Here is a 21,630-nt window from a genome sequence, read left to right as displayed (position 1 = left end):
CGGACCGATGTTGACGACCGAGCCTCAGGCTGCAGAGATCGGTTCATCGGAATTTTTCGCCCGCGCCCGCGCCCGGCTGAATTTCGAGGTGCCGGCCGGCCTCACCGACGCCAGCGTCGTGCCTTTGTCCGGCGATGCCGGGACCGACCAGATGCTGCAGATCATCGCCGCCGAGCGCCCGATCCGGCCCGCCGCGGTGCTGATCGCCGTCGTCGAGCACGAACAGCCGACCATCCTGCTGACGCAGCGCGCCGCGCATCTCAACGACCATGCCGGGCAGATCGCCTTTCCCGGCGGCAAGATCGACGCGTCAGACACCTCGCCCCTCGACGCCGCGCTGCGCGAGGCCGAGGAGGAGGTCGGGCTGGATCGCTCCTTTGTCGAGCCGATCGGCTATCTCGATCTCTATGGTACCGCGTTCGGCTTCCGCATCCTGCCGACGGTGGCGCGGGTCAAGCCGGGCTTTCAGCTCACCATCAACGAAAACGAAGTCGAGAGCGCCTTCGAGGTGCCGCTGTGGTTTCTGATGGACCCGCTCAACCACCAAGTTCACAGCAAGGAATTTCGCGGCATGGCGCGGTCGTTCTACGCGATGCCGTTCGCGGAACGTTACATCTGGGGCGCGACCGCAGGGATCCTGCGCATCATGTATGAACGGATTTGCCTGAAATGATCCGCCCCGTCTTTACCGAAGTCGGCATCTTCCTGATCCCGTTCGCCGTCTATGCGATTTTCCTGATCGCCAGCAAGAACGGCGTCACGCTGAAATCGTCCTGGCCGCTCCGTGTCGTCGGCCGGCTGGCGTTGGTCGCTTTGCTGCTGGTGGTGCTCAGCCTGGTGCTGCTGGCGCACTATTCCGGGGCGCCGCCGAACTCGACCTACGTGCCCGCGCATCTCGAAAACGGCCGGCTGGTGCCGGGGGTCGAAAAATGACTGCGCTGCGCACGCTGCACGACGCGCCATGGCTGAATTCAGGGCCGGCGGCGCGGGTGCTGGCGCTGCTCAATGAAGAGGGCGAAGAAGCCCGGGTCGTCGGCGGCGCCGTGCGCAACGCGCTGTTGAAACTGCCGCTCGGCGATCTCGATATCGCCACCACCGCCCTGCCGGAGGAAGTGGTGCGCCGTGCCCGCGCCGCGCACATCAAATGCGTGCCGACCGGGCTGGAGCACGGCACGGTGACGCTGGTGGTCGATGGCACGCCGTTCGAGGTCACGACGTTGCGCGAGGACGTCGAGACCTTCGGCCGCAAGGCCAAAGTGGCGTTCGGCCGCGACTGGCAGCGCGACGCCGAACGGCGCGATTTCACCATCAACGGCCTGTCGGTGTCCTCCGACGGCGTGGTGCACGACCATGTCGGCGGGCTCGTCGACATCGACGCGCGCCGCGTGCGCTTCATTGGCGATCCCGACCGCCGTATCGCGGAAGATTACCTGCGCATCCTGCGGTTTTTCCGCATCCATGCCGCCTATGGCAGGGGCGCGCCGGACCGCGACGGCTATCTCGCCTGCATCCGCGGCCATGCCGGCATCGCCGGCCTGTCGGCCGAGCGGATCCGGATGGAATTGCTGAAGCTGCTGGTCGCGCCGGGCGCTCACGCGGCCGTGCAGGCGATGGCTGGCGGCGGCCTGCTGTCGCAATTGTTCGGCGGCGTGACCTATCCCGGAACGCTGGCGGCCATGATCGCCGCCGAGGAGACACTGGCACACGCGCCCGATCCCGTGCTGCGGCTCGGCGCGCTCGGCGTTGCGGTGACCGAGGACGCGCGGCGTCTGGCGACGCGGCTGCGGCTGACCAATGCGGAGTTCAGGAAACTGGATTCGATGGGCCATCGCTGGTGGCGGCTGAAGGGCATGGACGATCCGATCGCGCGGCGGCGGCTGTACCGCCTCGGCGAAGCGCGCTACCGTGATCGCCTGATGCTGGCCTGGGCACGCGACGGCCGCGGCGCCGACGATGCGGCGTGGCAGGCGCTGGTGACGCTGCCGGAGCGCTGGAAGGCGCCGGTGTTTCCGCTCAAGGCGGCCGATTTTATCGCCCGCGGCGTCGCTCCCGGCCCCGGCCTCGGCCACGTCATCGCGCTCGCCGAAGACGTCTGGCTGGCGCAGGATTTCCCGCTGGAGATTGACGTGCTCACGGTGATCGCGGATCAGACCGTGGCGCGATTTTCGCGGGAGCACCGGCTGTAGCGCCAATCGTAGCCCGGATAAGGCGGCGCGACGCACAGCGTCGCGGTGCCGCCATCCGGGGACAGCGCTTCAACGATAGGCCGGCCCCGGATGTCGCTCGCGCCTTCGCTCTGCGAGCGCCGGCGCAAGCTCATCCGGGCTACAAAAAAAACCGCCGGGCTAGGAACCCGGCGGCTTTATTCACAACGCTTCGACGTGGCTTACGCCTCGTCTTCGTCTTCATCTTCTTCGTCGTCGGAGGCCAGCAGCGCCAGTTCCAGCACCGACAGCGGCAGGGTCTCGCGGAACAGGTCGCCTTCGTCGCCCATCCACACGCAGACGACGTTGTCGCCGTTCACTTCGGCAACGGTCATCGGATGGCCGCCTGATTTCAGCATGGCGACGTCGCCGGATTTCAATTCCATGATTCTGTCCTTTGGGTTTGCAAGCGGTCTGACACCGGCCCGGTTCATAGCGGCCTGTGATGACAGGCCGAACACAGCGATGCGCGAGGGTCGGCTTCTACGCCCCCCGGAGCGATTTAGCGAGGTCGGATGACAGCCCTACGCTGTTTATTGCCGGCGGGGTTTCGCGCCTGAAGGGCGCCGCCGCGGCAGCCACCGCCGCGCGGGTGCCGGCTGCGACGGAACACAGCAGCTGCACCGGTACAATCGGCTGGATTCGTTCGGCAATCCCGGCCAGAGCCGCGCCGCCGAGAATCACGACCTCGGCGCCGTCCTGCGTCGCGCAGGCCGTGCAGGCGTCCGCGAGCAGTGCGAGTGCGGCGTCGGGATTTTCCGCGATCTCGCCGCCGGTGGGCGCGACCGTGCGTATCGCGGCAAGCCGGTCTTTGAGGCCCATCGCGGCCACGAACTCCGTCAGCATCGGCCCCCACAGCGCGCCGCCGGTGACGATGGCGAAACGCCGGCCATTTCGCGCAGCCTCCAGACACGAGGCCTCGGCCATGCCGACCACCGGCACCGGCGCCAGCTCACGCAGCGCCAGCAGGCCGGGATCGCCGAAACAGGCGAGATAGACCGCGTCGCAGCCCGCGCCATGGCGCGCCAGCGCGTCCAGCGCGGCGTGGCCGGCAATCGCCGCCGAAGCCCGGCTGGAGATGTAGCGGGCGCCGAAGGCACCCGTCACCGGTTTGATGCTCGCGGCATCGCCGGCGATGGCCGCGACATGGCGCGCCACGAGCTCGGTGACGCTTTCGGTCGTGTTCGGATTGATCAGCAGGATGCGCAAGAGCGGTCCTTCCGGTGTTCAGCCCTGCGGGCCGAAATAGACGCAGCTTTCGTTGCACGAGTCGCGAAACACGCCGACGCGGACGAGGTGGCCTGCATGCCCGACGCGGTCCCAGATGAATCGCGACAGGTTTTCCAGCGTCGGCGCGCCAAGCGCTTCGATGTTGTTGAGAAACTTGTGGTCGAGCATCTTCTGCACCTCGGCCATGCGGCCTTCAAGGAGGCCCAGGTCCAGCACCATGCCGGTCGTGGCATCCTGCGCGCCGCGGATCGTCACCTCGGCGCGAAACGAATGGCCGTGAATTTCCTGGCTGGCTTCGCCCAAAGTCGTGCCGGGCAGCGCATGCGCCGCCTCGAAACGAAACGATTTCGTCAATTCCCACATCGCACGTCTTGTCCTGGAGTCCGTCGTTCTATCGAATGCCCAGCGTCTTGTGCGTTTGCACGGAGAGCCGCCATTGCGGGTGGCGCAGACAGTAATCCACCGCCTGCGCGGTATTTTGCAGCGCGTCCGGCCCGTCCATCGGCTGCAGCGAATAGCGCTCAAAGCGCATGGCCGCGAAATCCTCCGGCATCGCCTGCGGCTGCGGATAGACCAGCTTCAACTCGTGGCCGTGCTGCACCACCAGCTCGGCGCCGGCCTTCGGGCTGACGCAGACCCAGTCGATCCCGTCCGGCGGCAAAATGGTGCCGTTGGTCTCGAGGCCGATTTCGAAACCGTGGCGGTGCAAGGCCGTGATCAGGGCGGCATCGACCTGCAGCAGCGGTTCGCCACCGGTCAGCACCACGTAACGATGCCCCGCCGGGCCGACCCATTGCGCGGCGATCGTCGAGGCGAGCTGATCGGCATCGGCGTAACGGCCGCCCAAAGTGCCGTCCATCCCGATGAAATCGGTATCGCAGAACCGGCAGATCGCATTTTCGCGGTCCTGCTCGCGCCCGGTCCACAGATTGCAGCCGCTGAACCGGCAGAACACCGAGGCCCGGCCGGCATGCGCGCCTTCGCCCTGCAGCGTTAAAAAGATCTCTTTTACCGCGTAACTCACCGCATCCACTCACTGATTGGCGCATCGTCTAGCGCAGAGACCGGGGCAAAGCCATGGCATGGCAGCCATCCGGCGCTCTCCTTATTGGTGATCACCGAGATTTCAATTGCTCTAACCTGTCGCCGGGCCCAAAGCCCGCACTCGCCTAATTGCCGCAGGCCCCATGTCGACCGTTCAGCCGCCCCTGGTTTCAGCTCCCGCCCCCTCTGCCGCGCCCGCCCGCGCCTGCGGGACGTGCACGATGTGCTGCAAGGTCTATCGCATCGACGATCTCGCCAAGCCGGCGGGCAAATGGTGCCCGCATTGCGCGATCGGCTCGGGCTGCAAGATCTACGACAGCCGCCCGGAGCAATGCCGCGCTTTCGATTGCGTGTGGGTGCAAAGCGAGGAACTGCCGGCTTCGTGGAAGCCGGAACTGTCCAAGATCGTATTTTCCGTGTGGCCGTCGACCGGTTTCATCTATGGACAGGTCGATCTGAAATCGCCCTTCGCCTGGCAGAAGGAACCGTATCTCACCGGCATGCGTAAATGGTCGGAGCAGTTGCTCGAACAGCGCCGCCATCTGCTGGTGTTCGTCGGCTCGGATGCCACGCTGATCATGCCGAGCGGGCCGGTCCCGATCGGACCGATGTCGCCGGCCGACGGCTTTGTCGTGCGCGAGACGTTCAATGCGCGCGGCAAGCACTACGTCGCGGAGCGCGTCGGCCGGTAGCACGGTTCTTCGGTCAGGTACGAGGAGAAAGGTCGAGGCCACCAACCTTGGACGAAGGCTCGTTTTCGACCAGTTGCAGCCAGGCCGCCGCCATTTCCCGCAACTGAATGCGACTATCCCGATCATTCATGGAGCCGGCCAGATGCAGGCAGGTTTCGGCGTGTCTCAGGTAGTCCTGCTTAATATCTTTGGACATTGGATATCCCACCTGTCGAGCGCGCGCACCATAACGTTGCCATGGCGACTTAGCAACGTCGATTCTGTATATGTCGCGTGTTGATGAGTCGGATTGTGACGTATTGCGAATTGGGTTGGGTGTAGGCGTCGGGATACTGGCTACGGCCGGTGACTCGCAAATCGACATTCGCGCCTTGATGGCGCGTGGCGCCCGGTTCGACGGTGAGACCTCACCACCCCATCGCGGCAAGAGCTGTGTTGCTACGTATATCGAAACCTTTTGGTCGGCGGCGCTTTCACCCAGCAAAAAAAGAGACTTGCGATGGATCAAACCGACACCAACGCCGAGTTGCGTGTCCGGGTCGCCGAATATCGCGCTCTGGCACGCTTGACGACCGATCAGGAAATTGCACAGCGGATTCACGAACTGGCGAATGAACTTGCAGCGCGGATCCGCGAGATCGCGAGCGTCGACCGTCGATTCGTCGCAGGGCCCGAATAAGGTCGCTCAACGGACATACATCGTGTATGGTACCTCATCACCGCGCGCCCTCGGCAGTTATCGGTGACAGAGAGTTCTTGTGCTCCCGCCTTGCGCAGCAGAGCACCATGACCGAATCCCATTCGCTTCATCACGTCCACCCCAATCATCTGCTGGCTGGTCTGCCTGCCGACATTCTGGCATTGCTGACGCCGCATTTGACGACGCACGCCTTGAAGCAGGGCCATGTTCTGTATGAAGCCGGCGACGAGGTCGAGCTGGTGTATTTTCCTCACAGCGGCATGGTGTCCCTGCTGTCGGTCATGCAGAACGGCAAGGCGATCGAAAATGCCACCATCGGCCGCGAGGGCGTGGTCGGCGCAATGGCCGGACTCGGACTCTACACCTCGATGGTGCGGGCCGTCGTGCAGTTGCCGATCGTTACCAGCCGGATCAGTTCGGCGCGTTTCCGCCAGGTCACCGCCCACTGCAGGGCGATAGAAAATCTCTGTATCCGCTACAACGAAGTGCTGCTGACGCAGGCGCGCCTGACCGCGGCCTGCAATGGCCTGCATCCCGTCGAGGCCCGGTTTTGCCGCTGGCTGTTGCAATCCGCCGATCGCGCCGAGAGCAACACCTTGCCGCTGACGCAGGAATTGCTGTCGGAGATGCTTGGCGTGCGGCGCACCTCGGTGACCGACGTCGCCGGCCGGCTGCAGCGGGAGGGGTTGATCATGTTTTCGCGTGGCGTGATCCAAATTCTCGATCGCCCGGCACTCGAAGCGATGACCTGCGAATGCTACCGCGCACTGATCGATCAATCCGCCATGCTGGGTACGCGCGCGTTAAGTTCCGTATAAGTACGATACCGGGCAGACGGTGTGTAATGTCCGGTCTATGACTTTATCATTATCGTCCGATCTTCTGGCTTTTGCCGGTGACAGAGAGCTTTTTGGTGCTCCCGCATTCAGTGCGAGTAGAGCTATGCCGGCTAGCGAACGCCTTCCAGATCGTGCGCAGTTTTACACGTCTGAGGAGTTGCACCATCTGCGCCGCACCGTCGTGCGCTTTGCGCGGACATTCCCGCCGGGCTCGGAGCGTAACCAGCATCGCCAGATCGCGCTGTCGTTGCGCGCTTTGTTCAGGAACTCCGCCTGGCTGATGAAACACGTTGTCGAGGACCGGGTGGCCCTGTCATGAGCCACCCGCCAAGCTGCACCGGGTGCGGCTCACCGATGCAGGCGGATGCGCCGGTTGACGGTTGGCGGTCGTTCAAATGCCCGCACTGCCGCCGCATCCAGCGCGCCGCGGTAGTCGGCGAAAGCCATTCTTCTCTCTCTGTCGAACCGGTCCAGCCATGAAAATGCGAAAACCTTCCCGTCCCGATCTGCATGATTGGGATGCTCGCGCCACCGAAGCGCTAGACGCGGCACGTTTGTTGCCGGTTGGTGCGGCCCGTAACGAAGCCCTGAAGAAAGCCGGCGTGCTGCGCTGCGCTGCCGACGCGCGCGGCATTTTTGCGCCGAGTCTTTCGCACCCCGCCAAGACGTGAAACGTCGCGGCGGCAACGGCGACGATCAGGTGGCAGACTGCAGGTGCGCCGGCCCGTCCACCTCGATGGTGACGTGCGACAGATCGTGGATGCCAGCCAGCCGCGCCCGGTAGGCGGCCAGCGATTTCGGCGCCGGTGACGACAGCGAGATGATCGCGGCGTGGTGGCCGGGGCCGACCTGCCAGACGTGCAGGTCATTGACCTTGTCGCCGTCGATCTCGATCAGGCCGCGGATTTCCGCCGGCAGGTCTTCGTCTTCCGGCACATAGTCGAGCAGCACGGAGCCGGCATCGCGCATCAGGCCGAAAGACCAGCGCGCGATCACCAATGCACCCACCACGCCGATCGCGGGGTCGAGCCACAGCCAGCCATAGACGCTGCCGAGCAGCAGCGCCCCGATCGCCAGCACCGAGGTCAGCGCATCGGCCATCACATGCAGATAGGCCGCGCGCAGATTGTTGTCGGTCGCGCCGTGACCGTGATCGTGGCCATGCGCATGGTCGTGATCATGATCGTGCGAATGGCCGTGATGATGGTGGTCGTCCCGCAACAGCCAGGCGCTGACCAGATTCACGGCCAGGCCGACGGTGGCGACCAGGATCGCCTGCGCAAAGTCGATCGGCACCGGACTGGCGAACCGCAAAAAGCTTTCCCAGCCGATCAGGAGCGCGACCAGCGCCAGCACCACGGCGCTGGCAAAGCCGGCGAGGTCGCCGAGCTTGCCGGTGCCGAAGGTGAAGCGCGGGTTGCGGGCCTGCTTGCGCGCATAGAGATAGGCCAGCGCGCTGATCAGCATCGCCGCCGCATGCGTCGACATGTGCCAGCCGTCCGCCACCAGCGCCATCGAGCCGTAGGCGGTGCCAGCGATGATCTCGACCACCATCATCGCAGCCGTCAGCGCGATCACGAACCAGGTGCGGCGCGCATTGCGGTCGTGATTGTCGCCGAGATAGACGTGCTCGTGCTGCGAGGCGAAGGCGTGGTCGGTCATGGCGCAAGTTCCGTGGCGGCGATCCGCCGGGGTCATTTGAGATAAGTCCGGATCACGTCGATCAGCTCGCTGGCGCCGCGGGCGCGCTCGGCATCCGGTTCGCGGTGCGGGTCGACGACGTGGTGGACGATATGGTCCTCGATCAGCTCGACCGTCAGGCCGTTCACCGCGCCGCGCACCGAGGCCACCAGTTGCAGCACGTCGCCGCAGCCCAGCTCCGCCTCGAGCGCGCGTTCGACGGCCTCGATCTGCCCCTTGATGCGGCGGACGCGCGCCAGAAGCTTGCTCTTTTCCTTGATCGTATGCGCCATCGGCGGCTCCGTGGGATAGGGGGGTACCCTATATTGGGAAGCGGACCGTTTCGCAAGCGACTTGCGTCAGCGCGTCTGCCGCAGCGCCTCGCCGAGCGCCATCGCCGCCGCCATGGCAAGGTTCAGCGAGCGCAGGTCGGGCCGGATTGGGATCACCACGCGGGCATCGGCCGTGGCCGCGACGTCGTCCGGCACGCCGGCGGATTCGCGGCCGAACAGCAGGATGTCGTCGGCCGCGTAGCGATGCTCGAGATAGGGCGTGGCGCCCTTGGTGGTGAACAGCACCAGGCGCAAATGCTGCTCGGTGCGCCAGCGCGCAAAATGGCCCCAGGAATCGTGCCGGACGATGCTGACCTGATCGAGGTAGTCCATTCCGGCGCGGCGAAAATGCCGGTCGGAGACCGGAAAGCCGGCCGGCTCGATGATATGCGCCTCGACGTCGAGGCAGGCGCACAGCCGCAGGATGGTGCCGGTGTTCTGGGGGATGTCCGGCTGGTAGAGCGCGAGGCGCATGAGGTCTCCGGGGCGGCTTCATCCGCCATCCCGGCAGGCGATAGCGCCCCGGCGGCCGGGCCGCAAGCCGGCTATTCCGCCGGCGCCAGACGGCCGTTCGACCGCGCTTCGGTGGTGTCGCGGACGCGCACCCGGGCGCGGCGCTTGCGCCACCAGATCACCACGCCGGTCACCGACAAGGCCGCCACCACCAGCCCCATGATCGAAATCAGGATGCGGCCGGGCAGGCCGATGATGCGGCCGGAATGCAGCGGAAACTGCAGCTGCACGAAAATGTCGGCGGCGGTGCCGACCCACGGCACGCGATCGCCGATTCCGCGGCCGTCCTCGCTGTCGTAATAAAGCTGCGCCGGGGCGACACCAGCGGCACCGTGGTCGTCGCCGGAATGAAAGAACGCCGCGGCATAGACGCCGTGCGCCGGCCCATAGAACAAGGACCCGACCGGCGCCTCCCAGCCGCGGGCTTTGCCGTCGGCGGTGGCTCGCGCCAAAATATCGGACCATGTCATCTTCGGCTCGATCGGATGGTCGAGGTCGCGATATTCGCGCAACTCGTAGGGCGTCGGCGTGTAGTCCGAGACCTGCTTCATGATCGGCGAGAACACTTCGAAATACAGGTTCAGCGAAAATGCCGTAAACGCGACGATGAACAGCAGCCCCCAGGTCCACAGGCTGAAGGCGCGGTGGATGCCGAAATTGATGCGATAGGCGCTACCCGCGGTCTTGATCTTCCATGCCGGCTTCCAGCGCGCCCAGAAGCCGCGGCCGAATGCGCGCGCCACCGAGGGTGCGGCACCGGCCCGGATCAGCCGCCGCGCCGGCAGCGTCAGATAGAAACCGACGAAGCAGTCGATGGTCCAGATGATAGCGATGATGCCGAGCAGCCGGGCACCCCAGCGGTCGCTGCCGCAGAATTCCGGAATGTGCATGGTGTAATGCAGCTTGTAGAAAAACGAGACGAAATTCTCCGACGTGACCGGCCACGCCGCGCCCCAATAGCGCTTGCCGAGTTCGGCGCCGCTGTTGGGATCGAGGAACACCTGGTTGTAGGCCACGTCGGTGTAGCGCTTGCCGGTGGCGGGATCGATCCGCGGCTGTACGAAGAACGACAGCGACTCGCCCTTTTCCGGCGTCGTCATCAGATAATTCACCCGCACCCGCGGGTCGCGCTGCTCGATTAGTGCGGCCAGTTCGACCGACGGTTTCGCTGGGCCGCTCGAGGTGACGTCGTGAAATTGCTTGTTCAGGAGATCGTCGAGCTCGTGATCCCACGAGATCACCGTACCCGTGACGCCGGAAAAGAACAGAAAGCCGGCGGTGGCAAGCCCCGCCTAGCGATGCAGTTTTCCGAATAACGATCTCATTCCGCGCGCCCGTGTTGTTGCCGTGGCCCTACCTAGCAAAGGTCGATACTGTCGGCGACCTGCCGGTGGTATCGATTAGGAGGGTTCTAATCGGCCAGCGGCCACTACCGCTTGCGAGCCTCGATAGAGGCTGAGCCCCGGATCCGGTTTCGATCTCGCGGCTTCCCGGTCGCGTCGGTGTCGGGCCGGCTGGCTGCCGAAAGCCCGGCATTCGGTCGCCGATAGTCCGCGGCGCGGAAACGGCGATTTTGATGGTGCATCGCATCTTTCTGGACCTCCAGCAGACTTGCACTACCGCGGCAACGGTGCGAATAGAACGATTCTGGACTGTTTGCTGCCGCATTGCGGCCGTAAGTGAGGTCCTGCCGCCGCGGGGAAACACCGCGGGCGCCGGTTCGTATCAGGTAAACGCGTTTGCGTGGCCGGTATGGCAGTCACCGGCCGCAGATAGAAAGGGCTCGGAATCGTGACGACAACGTCTTCGGCGGAACACACGCGCCGTGATTTCCTTTTCGTGGCCACGGGCGCCGTGGCTGCCGTGGGAGCAGCCGCCGTCGTCTGGCCGCTGATCTCCCAGATGAACCCGGACGCTTCGACCATCGCGGCGGGTGCGCCGATCGATGTCGACCTGGCGCCGATCGCCGAAGGACAGGACATCAAGGTGTTCTGGCGCGGCAAGCCGATCTACATCATGCACCGTACCAAGAAGCAGATCGACGAGGCGCGCGCGGTTACGATCGCGAGCCTGCCCGATCCGCAGACCGACCAGGCCCGCGTCAAGGAAGGCCATGACCAGTGGCTGGTGGTGATCGGCATCTGCACCCATCTCGGCTGCATTCCGATCGCCCATGAAGGCAAGTACGACGGCTTCTTCTGCCCGTGCCATGGTTCGCAGTATGATTCTTCGGGCCGCATCCGGTCCGGCCCCGCGCCGCTGAATTTGCCGGTGCCGCCTTACGCCTTCGCATCCGACAGCAAGATCAAGATCGGCTGAGCCGTGGCGATGCCGCGGCGTTTCGCCCGACCTCTCGCTTGTCCCAACGTTTCTCTCCTCAGGATCGCATCATGAGCGGACCATCCACCTACCAGCCCACAAACCCAGCTTTGAAGTGGCTCGAGCGGCGGCTGCCGATCGTCGGCCTCATGCATTCGGCATTCGTCACCTATCCCACTCCACGCAACCTGAACTACTGGTGGACGTTCGGCGGTATCCTCTCGTTCATGCTCGGCGTGCAGATCATCACCGGCGTGGTGCTGGCGATGCACTACACCCCGCATGTCGACATGGCCTTCAACTCGGTCGAGCAAATCGTCCGCGACGTGAACTACGGCTGGCTGCTGCGCTATCTGCACTCGAACGGCGCCTCGATGTTCTTCATCGCCGTCTACATTCACATGTTCCGCGGCCTGTATTACGGGTCGTACAAGGAGCCGCGCGAGGTCCTCTGGATTCTCGGCGTTATCATCTACCTCCTGATGATGGCGACCGGCTTCATGGGCTATGTGCTGCCGTGGGGCCAAATGAGCTTCTGGGGCGCCACCGTCATCACCAACCTGTTCTCCGCTATCCCCTATGTCGGCGACAGCATCGTGACGCTGCTGTGGGGCGGCTACTCGGTCGGCAATCCGACGCTGAACCGCTTCTTCTCGCTGCATTACCTGTTGCCCTTCGTGATCGCCGGCGTCGTCGTGCTGCACGTCTGGGCGCTGCATGTCGCCGGCCAGAACAATCCGACCGGCGTCGAGCCGAAGACCGAGAAGGACACCGTGCCGTTCACGCCCTATGCCACCATCAAGGATGGCTACGCCATGGTCTGCTTCATGATCTTCTTCGCCTGGTTCGTGTTCTACGTGCCGAACTACCTCGGCGACCCCGACAATTACATCATGGCCAACCCGGGCGTGACGCCCGCGCACATCGTGCCGGAATGGTACTACCTGCCGTTCTACGCCATCCTGCGCTCGATCCCGAGCAAGCTCGGCGGCGTGATCGCGATGTTCGGCGCCATCCTGGTGCTGGCCTTCCTGCCCTGGCTCGACAACGCCAAAACGCGCTCGTCGCGCTATCGCCCGCTCGCCAAGCAGTTCTTCTGGATGTTCGTGGTAACCTGCATCCTGCTCGGCTGGCTCGGCGGCAAGCCGGCGGAAGGAATCTACATCATCGCCGGCCGCATCCTGACCTTCGTGTACTTCGCCTACTTCCTGATCGTGCTGCCGGTGCTCAGCAAGATAGAGAAGCCACGCGCGGTACCGAATTCGATTGCCGATGACGTGCTGGCCAAATACGGCAAGAAGGTCGCCGGAGCGCTGGTCGGCCTGATCGTCGCCGGTGGCCTGGTGTTTGGCGGCGCGCAGGACGCCAGGGCCGCAGAGGGCGGACCGACGCCGCCGTCGCTGAGCTGGTCGTTCGCCGGTCCGTTCGGCAAGTTCGACCGCGGCGCGCTGCAGCGCGGCTACAAGGTCTACAAGGAAGTCTGCGCGACCTGCCATTCGATGAGCCTGATGCACTTCCGCAACCTTGCGGATCCCGGCGGTCCGGGCTTCACCGAGGCGCAGGCGCTGGCAGTGGCCTCCGAGATCCAGGTCAAGGACGGTCCGAACGACGCCGGCGACATGTTCGACCGGCCGGGCCGTCTCGCCGATCCGTTTCCGAAGCCGTTCCCGAACGAGAACGCCGCGCGCGCGGCGAATGGCGGCGCCTATCCGCCGGACCTCTCGCTGATGGCCAAGGCGCGTAACTACGACCGCGGCTTTCCGCAGTTCGTGTTCGACTTCTTCACGCAGTTCCAGGAGAAGGGCCCGAACTACATCGACGCGCTGCTGCAGGGCTATGTCGATCCGCCGCCGGCCGATTTCACGCTCCCGGAAGGCTCCTATTACAACACCTACTTCCCGGGCCACGCCATCAAGATGCCGAAGCCGCTGTCGGACGATCAGGTGACGTATGAGGATGGCACGCCGCAGAAGCTGGCGAATTACGCCCACGATGTTTCCACCTTCCTGATGTGGACCGCCGAACCGCACCTTGAGGCGCGCAAGAAAATGGGCCTGCAGGTCATGGTGTTCCTGATCATCCTGGCGGGGCTGTTGTACTTCACCAAGAAGAAGGTCTGGGCCGACGCGCATTGAGCGGTTGCCGGTTCGACTGGATGAAAAAGCCCCTTCGGGGGCTTTTTTGTTGCGCGACGTGTACGCTCTCCCTGTCGTCCCCGCTTTCGCGCGGACGACGAGCGAGGCAGTTGCCTTGTCATCCGCCCGCCGTCTAATTACCTCTCAATACAGCGGCAACACCCCTCGGAGGACATCATGGGCACCACCATCAGCTTCAAGCGACCGGACGGCCAGGACGCCACGGGCTATCTTGCCAATGCGGCGACCGGCAACGCGCCGGGCGTGATCGTGATCCAGGAATGGTGGGGCCTGTCCGAGCAGATTAAGGGCCTCGCCGACCGTTTCGCGCTGGCCGGCTTCGACGCGCTGGCACCCGATCTCTACAACGGCGTGGTGGTGCCCTATCACGACACCGACGCCGCGGCGAAGGAGATGAACTCGCTGGACTTCATGGACGCCACCACCCAGACGGTGCGCGGCGCCGCGCAATATCTCGCGCGCAACGGCGCGAAAGTCGGCCTCACCGGCTTCTGCATGGGCGGCGCGGTGTCGATCATCGGCGCCTGCAAGATCCCCGAACTCGGCGCCGCCGTGGCGTTCTACGGCATCCCGCCGGAAGGCGCCGCCAAGCCGGCCGACGTCAAGATCCCGCTGCAGGGCCACTTCGCCAGCCGCGACGACTGGTGCACGCCCGCCGTGGTCGACGCCTTCGAGGCGGGGCTCAAGGCCGCCGGCAAGGCCGCGGAATTCTTCCGCTACGAGGCCGACCACGCTTTCGTCAACGAGCAGCGCATGTCGGTGCACGACCGCGAGGCCGCCGAGCTCGCCTGGGGCCGGGCGACGGCGTTCTTCCACAAGCACCTCGCTTAACGAGGCCGCCAACTCCTGATATGCTCGCTCCGGCTGCATATCAGGAGCATGGCCATGATCGTCACCAAGATCGGAGACAGCCTCGCCGTCCGTCTCTCCGCGGACGACGTTGCCCGCCTCGGCTTGAAGGAGGGCGACGAAGTGGTGGTGGAAGTGAAGCGGGCGGAGCCGCAGGTGTCAACCGAGGAGGCGGCAAAACGCCGGGAGGAAGCGTTCGAGCGGTTGAGAAACTTCCAAGGGATGATGCCGCCCGATTTCAAATTCGACCGTGATGAGGCGAATGAGCGGTAGTTTCTTCGATTCGAACGCTCTGCTCTATCTGGCTGCTCCCGAAAGCCAGAAGATCGAGCGCGTTCGTTCGCTGCTCTACAAGGGTGGCTTCATCAGCGTTCAGGTCTTGAACGAGATGAAGCGCGTCTCACGCCGAAAATCTGGAATGTCGTGGAGCGAGATCCATCGCCTGCTAAACACCGTGCGCGAGTTTGTAAAGGTCGAGCCTTTGACGCTCGAAACTCACGAAGCCGGCCTGCGCCTCGCCGAGCGCTACGGCTTCGCCATCTACGACAGTTTCATCGTCGCCGCGGCGCTCGCGGCGGAATGCGAGACGCTGTGGTCGGAGGACATGCAGCACGGCATGCTGGTCGATAACCGGCTGCGCATCGCAAATCCGTTTGCGCCATGAGCATCACGCCCGCGATCTCCGATCTCCGCCAAAGACCTGAATTCTTCGACGCCGTCGCCGATCGCATCTGGCGCGCGTGGTGGCAGCCGAATGGCGTGCCGCTCGACTACATCGTTGGCCGGCTGCGCGAAAACATGGTCGCAAGCCCCATTCCATGCGCTTTTGTCGCTCACGTCGGCGAAGCGTTCGCCGGCACCGCCTCGATCATCGCCTCTGACCTCGACGAACGCCCGCAATATACCCCGTGGGTGGCTGCGGTGTGGATAGAGCCAGCGTTCCGTTCGCGCGGCGTCGGGCGGCAACTGGTCGATCACGCGACGGCTTACGCCTTCGGCCTCGGCGTCCCGCGTGTTTATCTGACGGCCCGGCCGGCGCGGCGGTCGTATTACGAGGAACTGGGCTGGACCCCGATCGAGGACGGTGTCGGCGGGCTCCGGATGACGGTTTTCGCCCGCGACCGCCCTTGACCTCGCCCGCCCGCCGTGGCTCATTCCGGCCATGAACGCAGCCCTTCGCACCCTCCTGCTCTGGTGGCGCACCTCCTGACCCGAGGTGGCTGTGCGATTTTTCGTGTTTCGATCGTCTAAGGCCGCCCTCGCAGTGCGACGGCCTCTGTTCGTATGTCCTGTGTGGCGCGCCTCTCCCGGATTTTGTAAGAGGACCCCATGAACAGGACGGTTTTTTCGCTTCCCCCCGAAACGGCCTACCAGACCCGCGGCGGCCTTGCCGTGCTCCGGCACGCCGATGCCTTCACCGGCGGCGCTGCGCTCGACCATCTGATCGAGCATCTCGACCACCGCCGCGGCGTGGTGCTGTCGTCCGGCACCACGGTGCCCGGCCGCTACGAGAGCTTCGATCTCGGCTTTGCCGACCCGCCGCTGCTGCTGGAGACCACCGGCCCGGAGTTTGCGCTGACCGCGCTGAACGCCCGCGGCGAGGTGCTGATCTCTTTCCTCGGCGACACGCTGGCCGAGGCCTGCGTCGTCATTGACGAGCGCACCGTAAGCCGTCTCAAGGGCCACATCGTCCGTGGCGATGCGCCGATCGATGAGGACCAGCGCACCCGCCGCGCCTCGGTGATGTCGCTGGTGCGCGAGATGGTGGCGCGGCTGTTTTCGTCGGAAGACCCGATGCTCGGTCTGTTCGGCGCCTTCGCCTACGACCTCGTGTTCCAGATCGAGGACCTCCAGCAGAAGCGCGCCCGCGAGGCCGACCAGCGCGATATCGTGCTGTACCTCCCGGACCGGCTCCTGGCCTATGACCGCGCCACCGGCCGTGGCGTCACTCTGAGCTATGATTTCACCTGGAACGGCCGCTCCACCGCCGGTCTTTCGCGCGACACGCCGGACAGTGGCTACACCAAACAGCCGCGCCAGGGTTTTTCCGATCACGCGCCGGGCGATTACCAGCGCACGGTGGAGACCGCGCGCGCCGCCTTTGCCCGCGGCGACCTGTTCGAGGCGGTGCCCGGGCAGTTGTTTGCCGAGCCTTGCGAACGTTCGCCGGCCGAAGTGTTCCAGCGGCTCTGCGTGATCAATCCCTCGCCCTACGGCGCGCTGATGAATCTCGGCGACGGCGAATTCCTCGTCGCGGCCTCGCCGGAAATGTTCGTGCGCTCCGACGGCCGCCGCATCGAGACCTGCCCGATCTCCGGCACCATCGCGCGCGGCGTGGATGCGATCGGCGATGCCGAGCAGATCCGCCAACTCTTGAATTCGGAGAAGGACGAGTTCGAGCTCAACATGTGCACCGACGTCGACCGCAACGACAAGGCGCGGGTCTGCGTGCCCGGCTCGATCAAGGTGCTGGCGCGCCGCCAGATCGAGACCTATTCGAAACTGTTTCACACCGTCGACCATGTCGAGGGCATGCTGCGCCCCGGCTTCGACGCGCTCGATGCATTCCTGACGCATGCCTGGGCCGTCACCGTCACCGGCGCGCCGAAGAAATGGGCGATGCAGTTCGTCGAGGACAACGAGCGCTCGTCGCGCCGCTGGTACGCGGGCGCAATCGGCGCCGTGACCTTCGATGGTGGGCTCAACACCGGCATCACCATCCGAACCATCCGCATGAAGGACGGCCTCGCCGAAGTCCGCGTCGGCGCGACCTTGCTGTTCGACTCGGATCCCGTCGCCGAGGAGATCGAGTGCCAGACCAAGGCCGCGGCTTTGTTCCAGGCGTTGCGCGGCGACGCGCCGAAGCCGCTGTCGTCATTCGCGCCGGATGCGTCGGGCTCCGGCAAGAAGGTGCTGCTGATCGACCACGACGACTCGTTCGTCCACATGCTGGCGGACTATTTTCGCCAGGTCGGCGCTGATGTCACGGTGGTGCGCTATGTGCACGCGCAGACGGTGCTCGCGCGTGAAAAATTCGACCTGCTGGTGCTGTCGCCGGGGCCGGGCCGGCCGGAGGATTTCGGCATCAAGGGCACCATCGACACCGCGCTGGCGAAACATTTGCCGGTGTTCGGCGTCTGCTTGGGCGTGCAGGCGATTGGCGAATATTTCGGTGGTGTGCTGGGTCAGCTGGCGCAGCCGGCGCATGGCCGGCCGTCGCGCGTGCAGAACCGCGGCGGGCGGCTGATGTTCAACCTGCCGAACGAGATCGTGATCGGCCGCTATCATTCGCTGTTCGTCGAGCAGGCCAGCATGCCCGCGGTACTCACCGTCACGGCCGCCACTGAGGACGGCGTCGCGATGGCGCTGGAGCACAAGACGCTGCCGATCGGCGGCGTGCAGTTTCACCCGGAATCGCTGATGTCGCTCGGCGGCGACGTCGGCCTGCGCATCGTCGAAAACGCGTTCCGGCTCGGTGACAAATTCAACCAAACATCAATCCTCTGAAAGACGTCGATGACCCCCGAACTTGAACACGACCTCAAAGCCTCCGTCCGCACCATCGCGGATTACCCGAAGCCCGGCATCCTGTTTCGCGACATCACCACGCTGCTCGGCGACGCGCGCTCGTTTCGCCGCGCGATCGACGAGCTGGTGCAGCCCTGGGCCGGGCTGAAGATCGACAAGGTCGCCGGCATCGAGGCGCGCGGCTTCATCATCGGCGGGGCGATCGCGCATCAGCTGTCGGCCGGCTTCGTGCCGATCCGCAAGAAGGGCAAGCTGCCGCATACCACGGCGCGGATCGCCTATTCGCTGGAATACGGCCTCGACGAAATGGAAATCCATGTCGACGCCATCAAGCCGGGCGAGCGCGTCATCCTGGTCGACGACCTGATCGCCACCGGCGGCACCGCCGAGGGCGCGGTCAAGCTGATCCGCCAGATCGGCGCCGAAGTGATCGCGGCCTGCTTCATCATCGACCTGCCGGACATCGGCGGCGCGGCGAAACTGCGCGCGATGGGCGTGCCGGTGCGCACGCTGATGAGCTTCGACGGGCATTAAGGAAAACTGTCGTTCCGGGGCATGCGCGGCACCCGCCGCGCGTGAACCCGGAACCTCGGACTGTTCAGCGCTGAACATGTCGGGATTCCGGGCTCGCTCGAGCTACGCTCTCGCGCCCCGGAACGACACGATTTTGCTACGACCTCTGCAACAACAGCTGCAGCTCGATCTCGCGGAAGCTGAAGTAGTTCTTCCGGATCCACTGGTGCAGCTCGGTCGATGAATCCTTCTCGCTGCGCAGGTAGTTCGTGAACGAGAAATTCAGCCGGTCGATATAGGTCTTCAGGAACACCGGCAGCGCCGCGATGGGAATCACATGGCCGCGGCCGAGCGGCGGCGGCATCTCGCCGCGCAGCACGTGCTCGTTGTCGATCGTGTACAGCGCGCGATCCGGAAACTGCTCCTGCAGCGTCGCATAGGCGCGTAAGGAAGCGCGGTCGGTATCCGCCATGAACAGCACGATCGGCGCCACGCCGCGGCGCGCCGCTTCCTTGGCGAAGCCGATCTCGGCGGTCATGCGGAAGAATTCGTCGAAGGCGTGGTAGCCGAGGTCGATCACCTTGCCCTGGTCGTCATTGACGATCAGCCGGTCCATCAGCGCCATCTTGCCGAACGTATCCTCGACGCTGGCGGTCTCGGTCAGTTTAGGCAGGAAATCCAGCAGCGACGGTTCTTTGAGATTTACGTCGAACGCCGTCACGCCGCCGCGCTGCAGCGCGAGAAATTCGGTCAGCAGCCGCGCCATCAGCGTCTTGCCGACCTGCGGGCGTGTCGAGCAGATGATGTAGACCGGGGTGCGGCGCATGGGGCGAATATATCGGGCGGCAGGGATTGTAGTTGCGTTTTATTGAAGGCTGGACGCCGGCCTCGCGCCCCCTCTCCCCGTTGGGGAGAGGGCTGGGGTGAGGGGGCACCGGCCTCTCGAAAAAAGCGAAGGCCCCTCACCCGACCGGGCTTCGCCCGGTCGACCTCTCCCCCCACGCGAAGCGAAGCTTCGCTAGAGGGGAGAGGTGAAGAAAGCGGCTGCCTTACTTCTCGCCGGGGCGGCTCGGCTTGTCGTTGACGAGGTCGGTCAGCTTGATGCGGTCGAACTCGCTCCAGACGTTGGCCAGCCAGTGTCGGACATAGCCGCGCAGCACGAAGGAGTAGTTCGCGGCCTCGTCGTTGACGCCCTTGTTGGCGACGAATTTCAGGAACGGCACCGAGGACACTTCGACCTGCTCGTAGGCCATCTCGTTGAGCTTCGGGATGGTGATCTCGGTGGCGCCCTTGATGCGGTGGAAATACGAATTGTAGGTCGCCTGGTCCCACTCGAAGAAGCTGGTGTTGTTGATGAAGTTCTTCACCAGGAAGTATTTCGCGCCGTCCATGAAGCCGGCGGTCTCGGCGATCTCGTCCAATGATGCGATCGACGGGCCGAGGATATGAAACACGGCGAAGGTGATCTGACCGGATTTGGCGGCGTCGAGGAAGCCGATGTCGCGCAGATCGGCGAGCGCCTTGGACATCAGTCCGGCCCGGATGTCGATCACGGTGACCGACGGCGCCGAAGAGTTCAGCGTATCGAAGATCTTCATCTGGTCGGCCGTGGTCGTCATGTCGACGATCTCGGTGATGTCCGAATGGAAGCGCTTCAGGGTACCGCGCGGCGCCTCGGTGTCGAAGGCGCGGGTCGGCACGTTGTTGGCGCTGAAATAATCCAGAACCGTCCGCGACACGGTGGTCTTGCCGACGCCGCCCTTGTCCGCGCCGACCACAATCACTGCTGGCTTAGCCATGGAATTCCTTTACGTGCCGGATAATTTCGCGCGATGGAGAATCGCTTGGGCGAACAATAGCCCAAGCCGGGTTTGGGCGCGAACATGGCAGAAAGATGGGGGATTTCAATGACCCGAAAGCGTCGCTTGGGCGAATTAATCCACCGCGTCGCCCCAGCCCCATTTGCGGGCGCGGGCATAGGCCGCCTTGTCGCGGCGCGGGGCGACGGCGGCGACCACGCCGTCCGGCGTACACAATTTCGCCGTCACCGCGACCTTGCTGACCACCGGCTGCGCCAGCACCCGCGACGGCCGCCGGGTCGCTGGCGAGCGCGACAGCGCGAGGTAGATGAAGCGTTCGTCCTCGTAGGGCAGCTCGGCGGATTTCAGCTGCTTGTGCACACGGGAGCGCTGCAGCCGCTGCGAGAAGTGGCACCAGTCGGGTGCTGTCAGCGGGCAGGCGTCGTCATGCGGGCAGGGGGCGAGGACGTGGCCACCGTCGGCGATCAACATCGCGCGGGCGTCGAGGATGCGTTGGTAGCCGGCGGGCGTGCCGGGCTCGACGATCAGCAGCGTGTCGAGCGTCTTGGCCCACATCGCCGCGACCAGTTTCTGCCGGGCGGCGTCAGGGAGTTCATTGATGACGTAGCTGGCGATCACCAGATCGGCCGCGGGGGCTTTCGCGATCGTTGCCGTGGCATCGCCGAGCTCGTAGCGCAGCGCGGGCAGACGCATGCTGTCGCGGGTAAGGTCGAGCGCGAGGCTGCGCAGCGCAGGATTGGCATCGAGCAGCGTGAATTCGTTTAGGGAGGCGAAGGCCTCGGCGCAGGCCCAGCTTGCGGTGCCCGGCCCAGCGCCGCAATCGAGCAAAGAGCGCGGGGGGAAATCCGGCCGCACCTCCTGCAACGCGTTGAGGCTGGCGGTCACCGCCGCATAGGTCGCCGGCATCCGCGCCAGCGCATAGGCCAGCGCATCCGCTTCACTACGGATCGCGATGGAGCCACCGCCGGATCGGTAGGTTTGCGAGATCGTATCGGAGCGCAAGGCGGCATCGTTGCGCGACAGCCCGTGCAGGCGGGCATTCAGCGCGGCGGTGAGTTCGGCGGGCAGCTCGGGGGCGGTCATCGGAGCGCGGTTCTTTCCCCTCCCCCTTGCGGGGAGGGTGGCCCGGCGAAGCGTAGCGAAGCCGGGTCGGGTGGGGGTAGCCACAAACTCCGAGCCCGTGGCACCCCCACCCCGGCCTCCACTCTCAA

At 64.9% G+C, this 21,630-nt stretch carries 27 protein-coding genes and 1 pseudogene; 16 read left to right on the top strand and 12 right to left on the bottom strand.

Features of this window, described 5'->3' with window-relative positions:
* The first annotated feature begins 7 nt into the window (after window positions 1–7).
* From FNL56_RS24715 to FNL56_RS24705, 3 genes are read left to right on the top strand one after another with little or no spacing between them, the layout of a single operon-like run.
* A complete protein-coding gene (locus FNL56_RS24715) occupies window positions 8–673 on the top strand; it encodes a CoA pyrophosphatase (protein ID WP_210245434.1) in 666 nt (221 codons plus the stop codon).
* Window positions 670–933: a DUF6111 family protein gene (locus FNL56_RS24710; RefSeq protein ID WP_143575479.1), complete on the top strand. Its 264-nt coding sequence runs from the start codon at window positions 670–672 to the stop codon at window positions 931–933. Before FNL56_RS24715 ends, FNL56_RS24710 begins: the two co-directional genes overlap by 4 nt.
* Window positions 930–2,186, top strand: coding sequence for a CCA tRNA nucleotidyltransferase (locus FNL56_RS24705; protein ID WP_143575478.1), 1,257 nt, complete (start codon window positions 930–932; stop codon window positions 2,184–2,186). The genes FNL56_RS24710 and FNL56_RS24705 overlap by 4 nt, the downstream gene beginning before the upstream one ends.
* A 200-nt stretch (window positions 2,187–2,386) precedes the next feature.
* Here the strand turns inward: FNL56_RS24705 and FNL56_RS24700 are convergent, their stop codons facing one another.
* The 4 genes from FNL56_RS24700 to queE form a co-directional block, all read right to left on the bottom strand.
* Window positions 2,387–2,590, bottom strand: a complete 204-nt coding sequence (locus FNL56_RS24700) for a YodC family protein (RefSeq protein ID WP_143575477.1) — start codon at window positions 2,588–2,590, stop codon at window positions 2,387–2,389.
* A gap of 97 nt (window positions 2,591–2,687) precedes the next feature.
* Entirely contained in the window at window positions 2,688–3,413 is a 726-nt protein-coding gene (locus FNL56_RS24695) for an aspartate/glutamate racemase family protein (protein ID WP_143575476.1), read from the bottom strand.
* A gap of 18 nt (window positions 3,414–3,431) precedes the next feature.
* The gene (locus tag FNL56_RS24690) at window positions 3,432–3,797 is read right to left on the bottom strand and encodes a 6-pyruvoyl trahydropterin synthase family protein (RefSeq protein ID WP_143575475.1); all 366 of its coding nucleotides are present in this window, start codon (window positions 3,795–3,797) and stop codon (window positions 3,432–3,434) included.
* 28 nt (window positions 3,798–3,825) lie between these two features.
* Window positions 3,826–4,458: a 7-carboxy-7-deazaguanine synthase gene (gene queE / locus FNL56_RS24685; protein WP_143578359.1), complete on the bottom strand. Its 633-nt coding sequence runs from the start codon at window positions 4,456–4,458 to the stop codon at window positions 3,826–3,828.
* Window positions 4,459–4,699: 241 nt separating this feature from the next.
* On the opposite strand from queE, the gene FNL56_RS24680 reads away from it, so the two are divergent.
* Window positions 4,700–5,170 carry a hypothetical protein gene (locus FNL56_RS24680; protein ID WP_143575473.1) on the top strand — a complete coding sequence of 157 codons (471 nt, stop codon included), beginning with the start codon at window positions 4,700–4,702 and terminating at the stop codon, window positions 5,168–5,170.
* A 13-nt stretch (window positions 5,171–5,183) separates the two neighbouring features.
* Here the strand turns inward: FNL56_RS24680 and FNL56_RS24675 are convergent, their stop codons facing one another.
* Complete coding sequence (locus FNL56_RS24675; RefSeq protein WP_143575472.1) at window positions 5,184–5,366, bottom strand: hypothetical protein; 183 nt, start codon at window positions 5,364–5,366, stop codon at window positions 5,184–5,186.
* A 303-nt stretch (window positions 5,367–5,669) separates the two neighbouring features.
* Between FNL56_RS24675 and FNL56_RS24670 the strand changes: the two genes are divergently transcribed.
* From FNL56_RS24670 to FNL56_RS24655, 4 genes are all read left to right on the top strand, one after another.
* Window positions 5,670–5,849 carry a hypothetical protein gene (locus FNL56_RS24670; RefSeq protein WP_143575471.1) on the top strand — a complete coding sequence of 60 codons (180 nt, stop codon included), beginning with the start codon at window positions 5,670–5,672 and terminating at the stop codon, window positions 5,847–5,849.
* A gap of 107 nt (window positions 5,850–5,956) precedes the next feature.
* Window positions 5,957–6,688, top strand: a complete 732-nt coding sequence (locus FNL56_RS24665) for a Crp/Fnr family transcriptional regulator (protein WP_143582425.1) — start codon at window positions 5,957–5,959, stop codon at window positions 6,686–6,688.
* 124 nt (window positions 6,689–6,812) lie between these two features.
* Window positions 6,813–7,028: a hypothetical protein gene (locus tag FNL56_RS24660; RefSeq protein ID WP_143575469.1), complete on the top strand. Its 216-nt coding sequence runs from the start codon at window positions 6,813–6,815 to the stop codon at window positions 7,026–7,028.
* A gap of 157 nt (window positions 7,029–7,185) precedes the next feature.
* The gene (locus FNL56_RS24655; protein WP_143578358.1) at window positions 7,186–7,380 is read left to right on the top strand and encodes a hypothetical protein; all 195 of its coding nucleotides are present in this window, start codon (window positions 7,186–7,188) and stop codon (window positions 7,378–7,380) included.
* 25 nt (window positions 7,381–7,405) lie between these two features.
* On the opposite strand, the gene dmeF is transcribed toward FNL56_RS24655, so the two are convergent.
* From dmeF to FNL56_RS24635, 4 genes and pseudogenes are all read right to left on the bottom strand, one after another.
* Window positions 7,406–8,371, bottom strand: coding sequence for a CDF family Co(II)/Ni(II) efflux transporter DmeF (dmeF, locus tag FNL56_RS24650; RefSeq protein ID WP_143575467.1), 966 nt, complete (start codon window positions 8,369–8,371; stop codon window positions 7,406–7,408).
* 32 nt (window positions 8,372–8,403) lie between these two features.
* Window positions 8,404–8,682 (bottom strand): metal/formaldehyde-sensitive transcriptional repressor, encoded by a 279-nt coding sequence (locus FNL56_RS24645; RefSeq protein ID WP_143575466.1) that lies wholly within the window; start codon window positions 8,680–8,682, stop codon window positions 8,404–8,406.
* A 66-nt stretch (window positions 8,683–8,748) separates the two neighbouring features.
* A complete protein-coding gene (locus FNL56_RS24640) occupies window positions 8,749–9,195 on the bottom strand; it encodes a tRNA (cytidine(34)-2'-O)-methyltransferase (protein WP_143575465.1) in 447 nt (148 codons plus the stop codon).
* 71 nt (window positions 9,196–9,266) lie between these two features.
* Window positions 9,267–10,559 (bottom strand): annotated as a pseudogene (locus FNL56_RS24635) (PepSY-associated TM helix domain-containing protein).
* Window positions 10,560–11,025: 466 nt separating this feature from the next.
* On the opposite strand from FNL56_RS24635, the gene petA reads away from it, so the two are divergent.
* The 8 genes from petA (at window position 11,026) to FNL56_RS24595 (ending at window position 18,620) form a co-directional block, all read left to right on the top strand.
* Window positions 11,026–11,553, top strand: coding sequence for a ubiquinol-cytochrome c reductase iron-sulfur subunit (petA, locus tag FNL56_RS24630; RefSeq protein ID WP_143575464.1), 528 nt, complete (start codon window positions 11,026–11,028; stop codon window positions 11,551–11,553).
* A 71-nt stretch (window positions 11,554–11,624) separates the two neighbouring features.
* Window positions 11,625–13,688 (top strand): cytochrome c1, encoded by a 2,064-nt coding sequence (locus tag FNL56_RS24625; protein WP_143575463.1) that lies wholly within the window; start codon window positions 11,625–11,627, stop codon window positions 13,686–13,688.
* Window positions 13,689–13,865: 177 nt separating this feature from the next.
* On the top strand, window positions 13,866–14,540 hold the full coding sequence (locus FNL56_RS24620; RefSeq protein ID WP_143575462.1) for a dienelactone hydrolase family protein: 675 nt from the start codon (window positions 13,866–13,868) through the stop codon (window positions 14,538–14,540).
* Window positions 14,541–14,594: 54 nt separating this feature from the next.
* Window positions 14,595–14,831, top strand: coding sequence for an AbrB/MazE/SpoVT family DNA-binding domain-containing protein (locus tag FNL56_RS24615; RefSeq protein WP_143575461.1), 237 nt, complete (start codon window positions 14,595–14,597; stop codon window positions 14,829–14,831).
* On the top strand, window positions 14,821–15,222 hold the full coding sequence (locus tag FNL56_RS24610; protein ID WP_143575460.1) for a PIN domain-containing protein: 402 nt from the start codon (window positions 14,821–14,823) through the stop codon (window positions 15,220–15,222). The genes FNL56_RS24615 and FNL56_RS24610 overlap by 11 nt, the downstream gene beginning before the upstream one ends.
* Window positions 15,219–15,689, top strand: a complete 471-nt coding sequence (locus FNL56_RS24605; protein ID WP_143575459.1) for a GNAT family N-acetyltransferase — start codon at window positions 15,219–15,221, stop codon at window positions 15,687–15,689. The genes FNL56_RS24610 and FNL56_RS24605 overlap by 4 nt, the downstream gene beginning before the upstream one ends.
* 198 nt (window positions 15,690–15,887) lie before the next feature.
* The gene (locus tag FNL56_RS24600; protein WP_143575458.1) at window positions 15,888–18,065 is read left to right on the top strand and encodes an anthranilate synthase component I; all 2,178 of its coding nucleotides are present in this window, start codon (window positions 15,888–15,890) and stop codon (window positions 18,063–18,065) included.
* Between the two features lie 9 nt (window positions 18,066–18,074).
* Window positions 18,075–18,620: an adenine phosphoribosyltransferase gene (locus FNL56_RS24595; protein ID WP_143575457.1), complete on the top strand. Its 546-nt coding sequence runs from the start codon at window positions 18,075–18,077 to the stop codon at window positions 18,618–18,620.
* 136 nt (window positions 18,621–18,756) lie between these two features.
* Here the strand turns inward: FNL56_RS24595 and FNL56_RS24590 are convergent, their stop codons facing one another.
* The 3 genes from FNL56_RS24590 to FNL56_RS24580 all read right to left on the bottom strand — a co-directional run bounded on the left by FNL56_RS24590 (window position 18,757) and on the right by FNL56_RS24580 (window position 21,502).
* Window positions 18,757–19,425, bottom strand: coding sequence for a hypothetical protein (locus FNL56_RS24590; RefSeq protein ID WP_143575456.1), 669 nt, complete (start codon window positions 19,423–19,425; stop codon window positions 18,757–18,759).
* A 223-nt stretch (window positions 19,426–19,648) separates the two neighbouring features.
* The gene (locus FNL56_RS24585) at window positions 19,649–20,398 is read right to left on the bottom strand and encodes a hypothetical protein (protein WP_143575455.1); all 750 of its coding nucleotides are present in this window, start codon (window positions 20,396–20,398) and stop codon (window positions 19,649–19,651) included.
* A gap of 135 nt (window positions 20,399–20,533) precedes the next feature.
* Window positions 20,534–21,502 carry a small ribosomal subunit Rsm22 family protein gene (locus FNL56_RS24580; protein WP_143575454.1) on the bottom strand — a complete coding sequence of 323 codons (969 nt, stop codon included), beginning with the start codon at window positions 21,500–21,502 and terminating at the stop codon, window positions 20,534–20,536.
* Between the last annotated feature and the right edge of the window lie 128 nt (window positions 21,503–21,630).

It is taken from the genome of Tardiphaga sp. vice304 (assembly GCF_007018905.1).
Taxonomy (GTDB): domain Bacteria; phylum Pseudomonadota; class Alphaproteobacteria; order Rhizobiales; family Xanthobacteraceae; genus Tardiphaga.
Note: the sequence above shows the minus strand (reverse complement) of the source record. Positions and strands in the feature narration are given on the sequence as shown.

Bases quoted from the DNA above. Each gene is read 5' to 3' on its own strand.
- FNL56_RS24580 (WP_143575454.1), bottom strand. From the start codon at position 21,502: ATGACCGCCCCCGAGCTGCCCGCCGAACTCACCGCCGCGCTGAATGCC.
- FNL56_RS24625 (WP_143575463.1), top strand. From the start codon at position 11,625: ATGAGCGGACCATCCACCTACCAGCCCACAAACCCAGCTTTGAAGTGG.
- FNL56_RS24705 (WP_143575478.1), top strand. From the start codon at position 930: ATGACTGCGCTGCGCACGCTGCACGACGCGCCATGGCTGAATTCAGGG.
- FNL56_RS24690 (WP_143575475.1), bottom strand. From the start codon at position 3,797: ATGTGGGAATTGACGAAATCGTTTCGTTTCGAGGCGGCGCATGCGCTG.
- FNL56_RS24700 (WP_143575477.1), bottom strand. From the start codon at position 2,590: ATGGAATTGAAATCCGGCGACGTCGCCATGCTGAAATCAGGCGGCCAT.
- FNL56_RS24600 (WP_143575458.1), top strand. From the start codon at position 15,888: ATGAACAGGACGGTTTTTTCGCTTCCCCCCGAAACGGCCTACCAGACC.
- FNL56_RS24665 (WP_143582425.1), top strand. From the start codon at position 5,957: ATGACCGAATCCCATTCGCTTCATCACGTCCACCCCAATCATCTGCTG.
- FNL56_RS24655 (WP_143578358.1), top strand. From the start codon at position 7,186: ATGAAAATGCGAAAACCTTCCCGTCCCGATCTGCATGATTGGGATGCT.
- FNL56_RS24710 (WP_143575479.1), top strand. From the start codon at position 670: ATGATCCGCCCCGTCTTTACCGAAGTCGGCATCTTCCTGATCCCGTTC.
- FNL56_RS24610 (WP_143575460.1), top strand. From the start codon at position 14,821: ATGAGCGGTAGTTTCTTCGATTCGAACGCTCTGCTCTATCTGGCTGCT.
- FNL56_RS24715 (WP_210245434.1), top strand. From the start codon at position 8: ATGTTGACGACCGAGCCTCAGGCTGCAGAGATCGGTTCATCGGAATTT.
- FNL56_RS24595 (WP_143575457.1), top strand. From the start codon at position 18,075: ATGACCCCCGAACTTGAACACGACCTCAAAGCCTCCGTCCGCACCATC.
- dmeF (WP_143575467.1), bottom strand. From the start codon at position 8,371: ATGACCGACCACGCCTTCGCCTCGCAGCACGAGCACGTCTATCTCGGC.
- FNL56_RS24680 (WP_143575473.1), top strand. From the start codon at position 4,700: ATGTGCTGCAAGGTCTATCGCATCGACGATCTCGCCAAGCCGGCGGGC.
- FNL56_RS24590 (WP_143575456.1), bottom strand. From the start codon at position 19,425: ATGCGCCGCACCCCGGTCTACATCATCTGCTCGACACGCCCGCAGGTC.
- FNL56_RS24640 (WP_143575465.1), bottom strand. From the start codon at position 9,195: ATGCGCCTCGCGCTCTACCAGCCGGACATCCCCCAGAACACCGGCACC.
- FNL56_RS24615 (WP_143575461.1), top strand. From the start codon at position 14,595: ATGATCGTCACCAAGATCGGAGACAGCCTCGCCGTCCGTCTCTCCGCG.
- FNL56_RS24675 (WP_143575472.1), bottom strand. From the start codon at position 5,366: ATGTCCAAAGATATTAAGCAGGACTACCTGAGACACGCCGAAACCTGC.
- FNL56_RS24605 (WP_143575459.1), top strand. From the start codon at position 15,219: ATGAGCATCACGCCCGCGATCTCCGATCTCCGCCAAAGACCTGAATTC.
- FNL56_RS24645 (WP_143575466.1), bottom strand. From the start codon at position 8,682: ATGGCGCATACGATCAAGGAAAAGAGCAAGCTTCTGGCGCGCGTCCGC.
- FNL56_RS24670 (WP_143575471.1), top strand. From the start codon at position 5,670: ATGGATCAAACCGACACCAACGCCGAGTTGCGTGTCCGGGTCGCCGAA.
- FNL56_RS24620 (WP_143575462.1), top strand. From the start codon at position 13,866: ATGGGCACCACCATCAGCTTCAAGCGACCGGACGGCCAGGACGCCACG.
- FNL56_RS24585 (WP_143575455.1), bottom strand. From the start codon at position 20,398: ATGGCTAAGCCAGCAGTGATTGTGGTCGGCGCGGACAAGGGCGGCGTC.
- FNL56_RS24660 (WP_143575469.1), top strand. From the start codon at position 6,813: ATGCCGGCTAGCGAACGCCTTCCAGATCGTGCGCAGTTTTACACGTCT.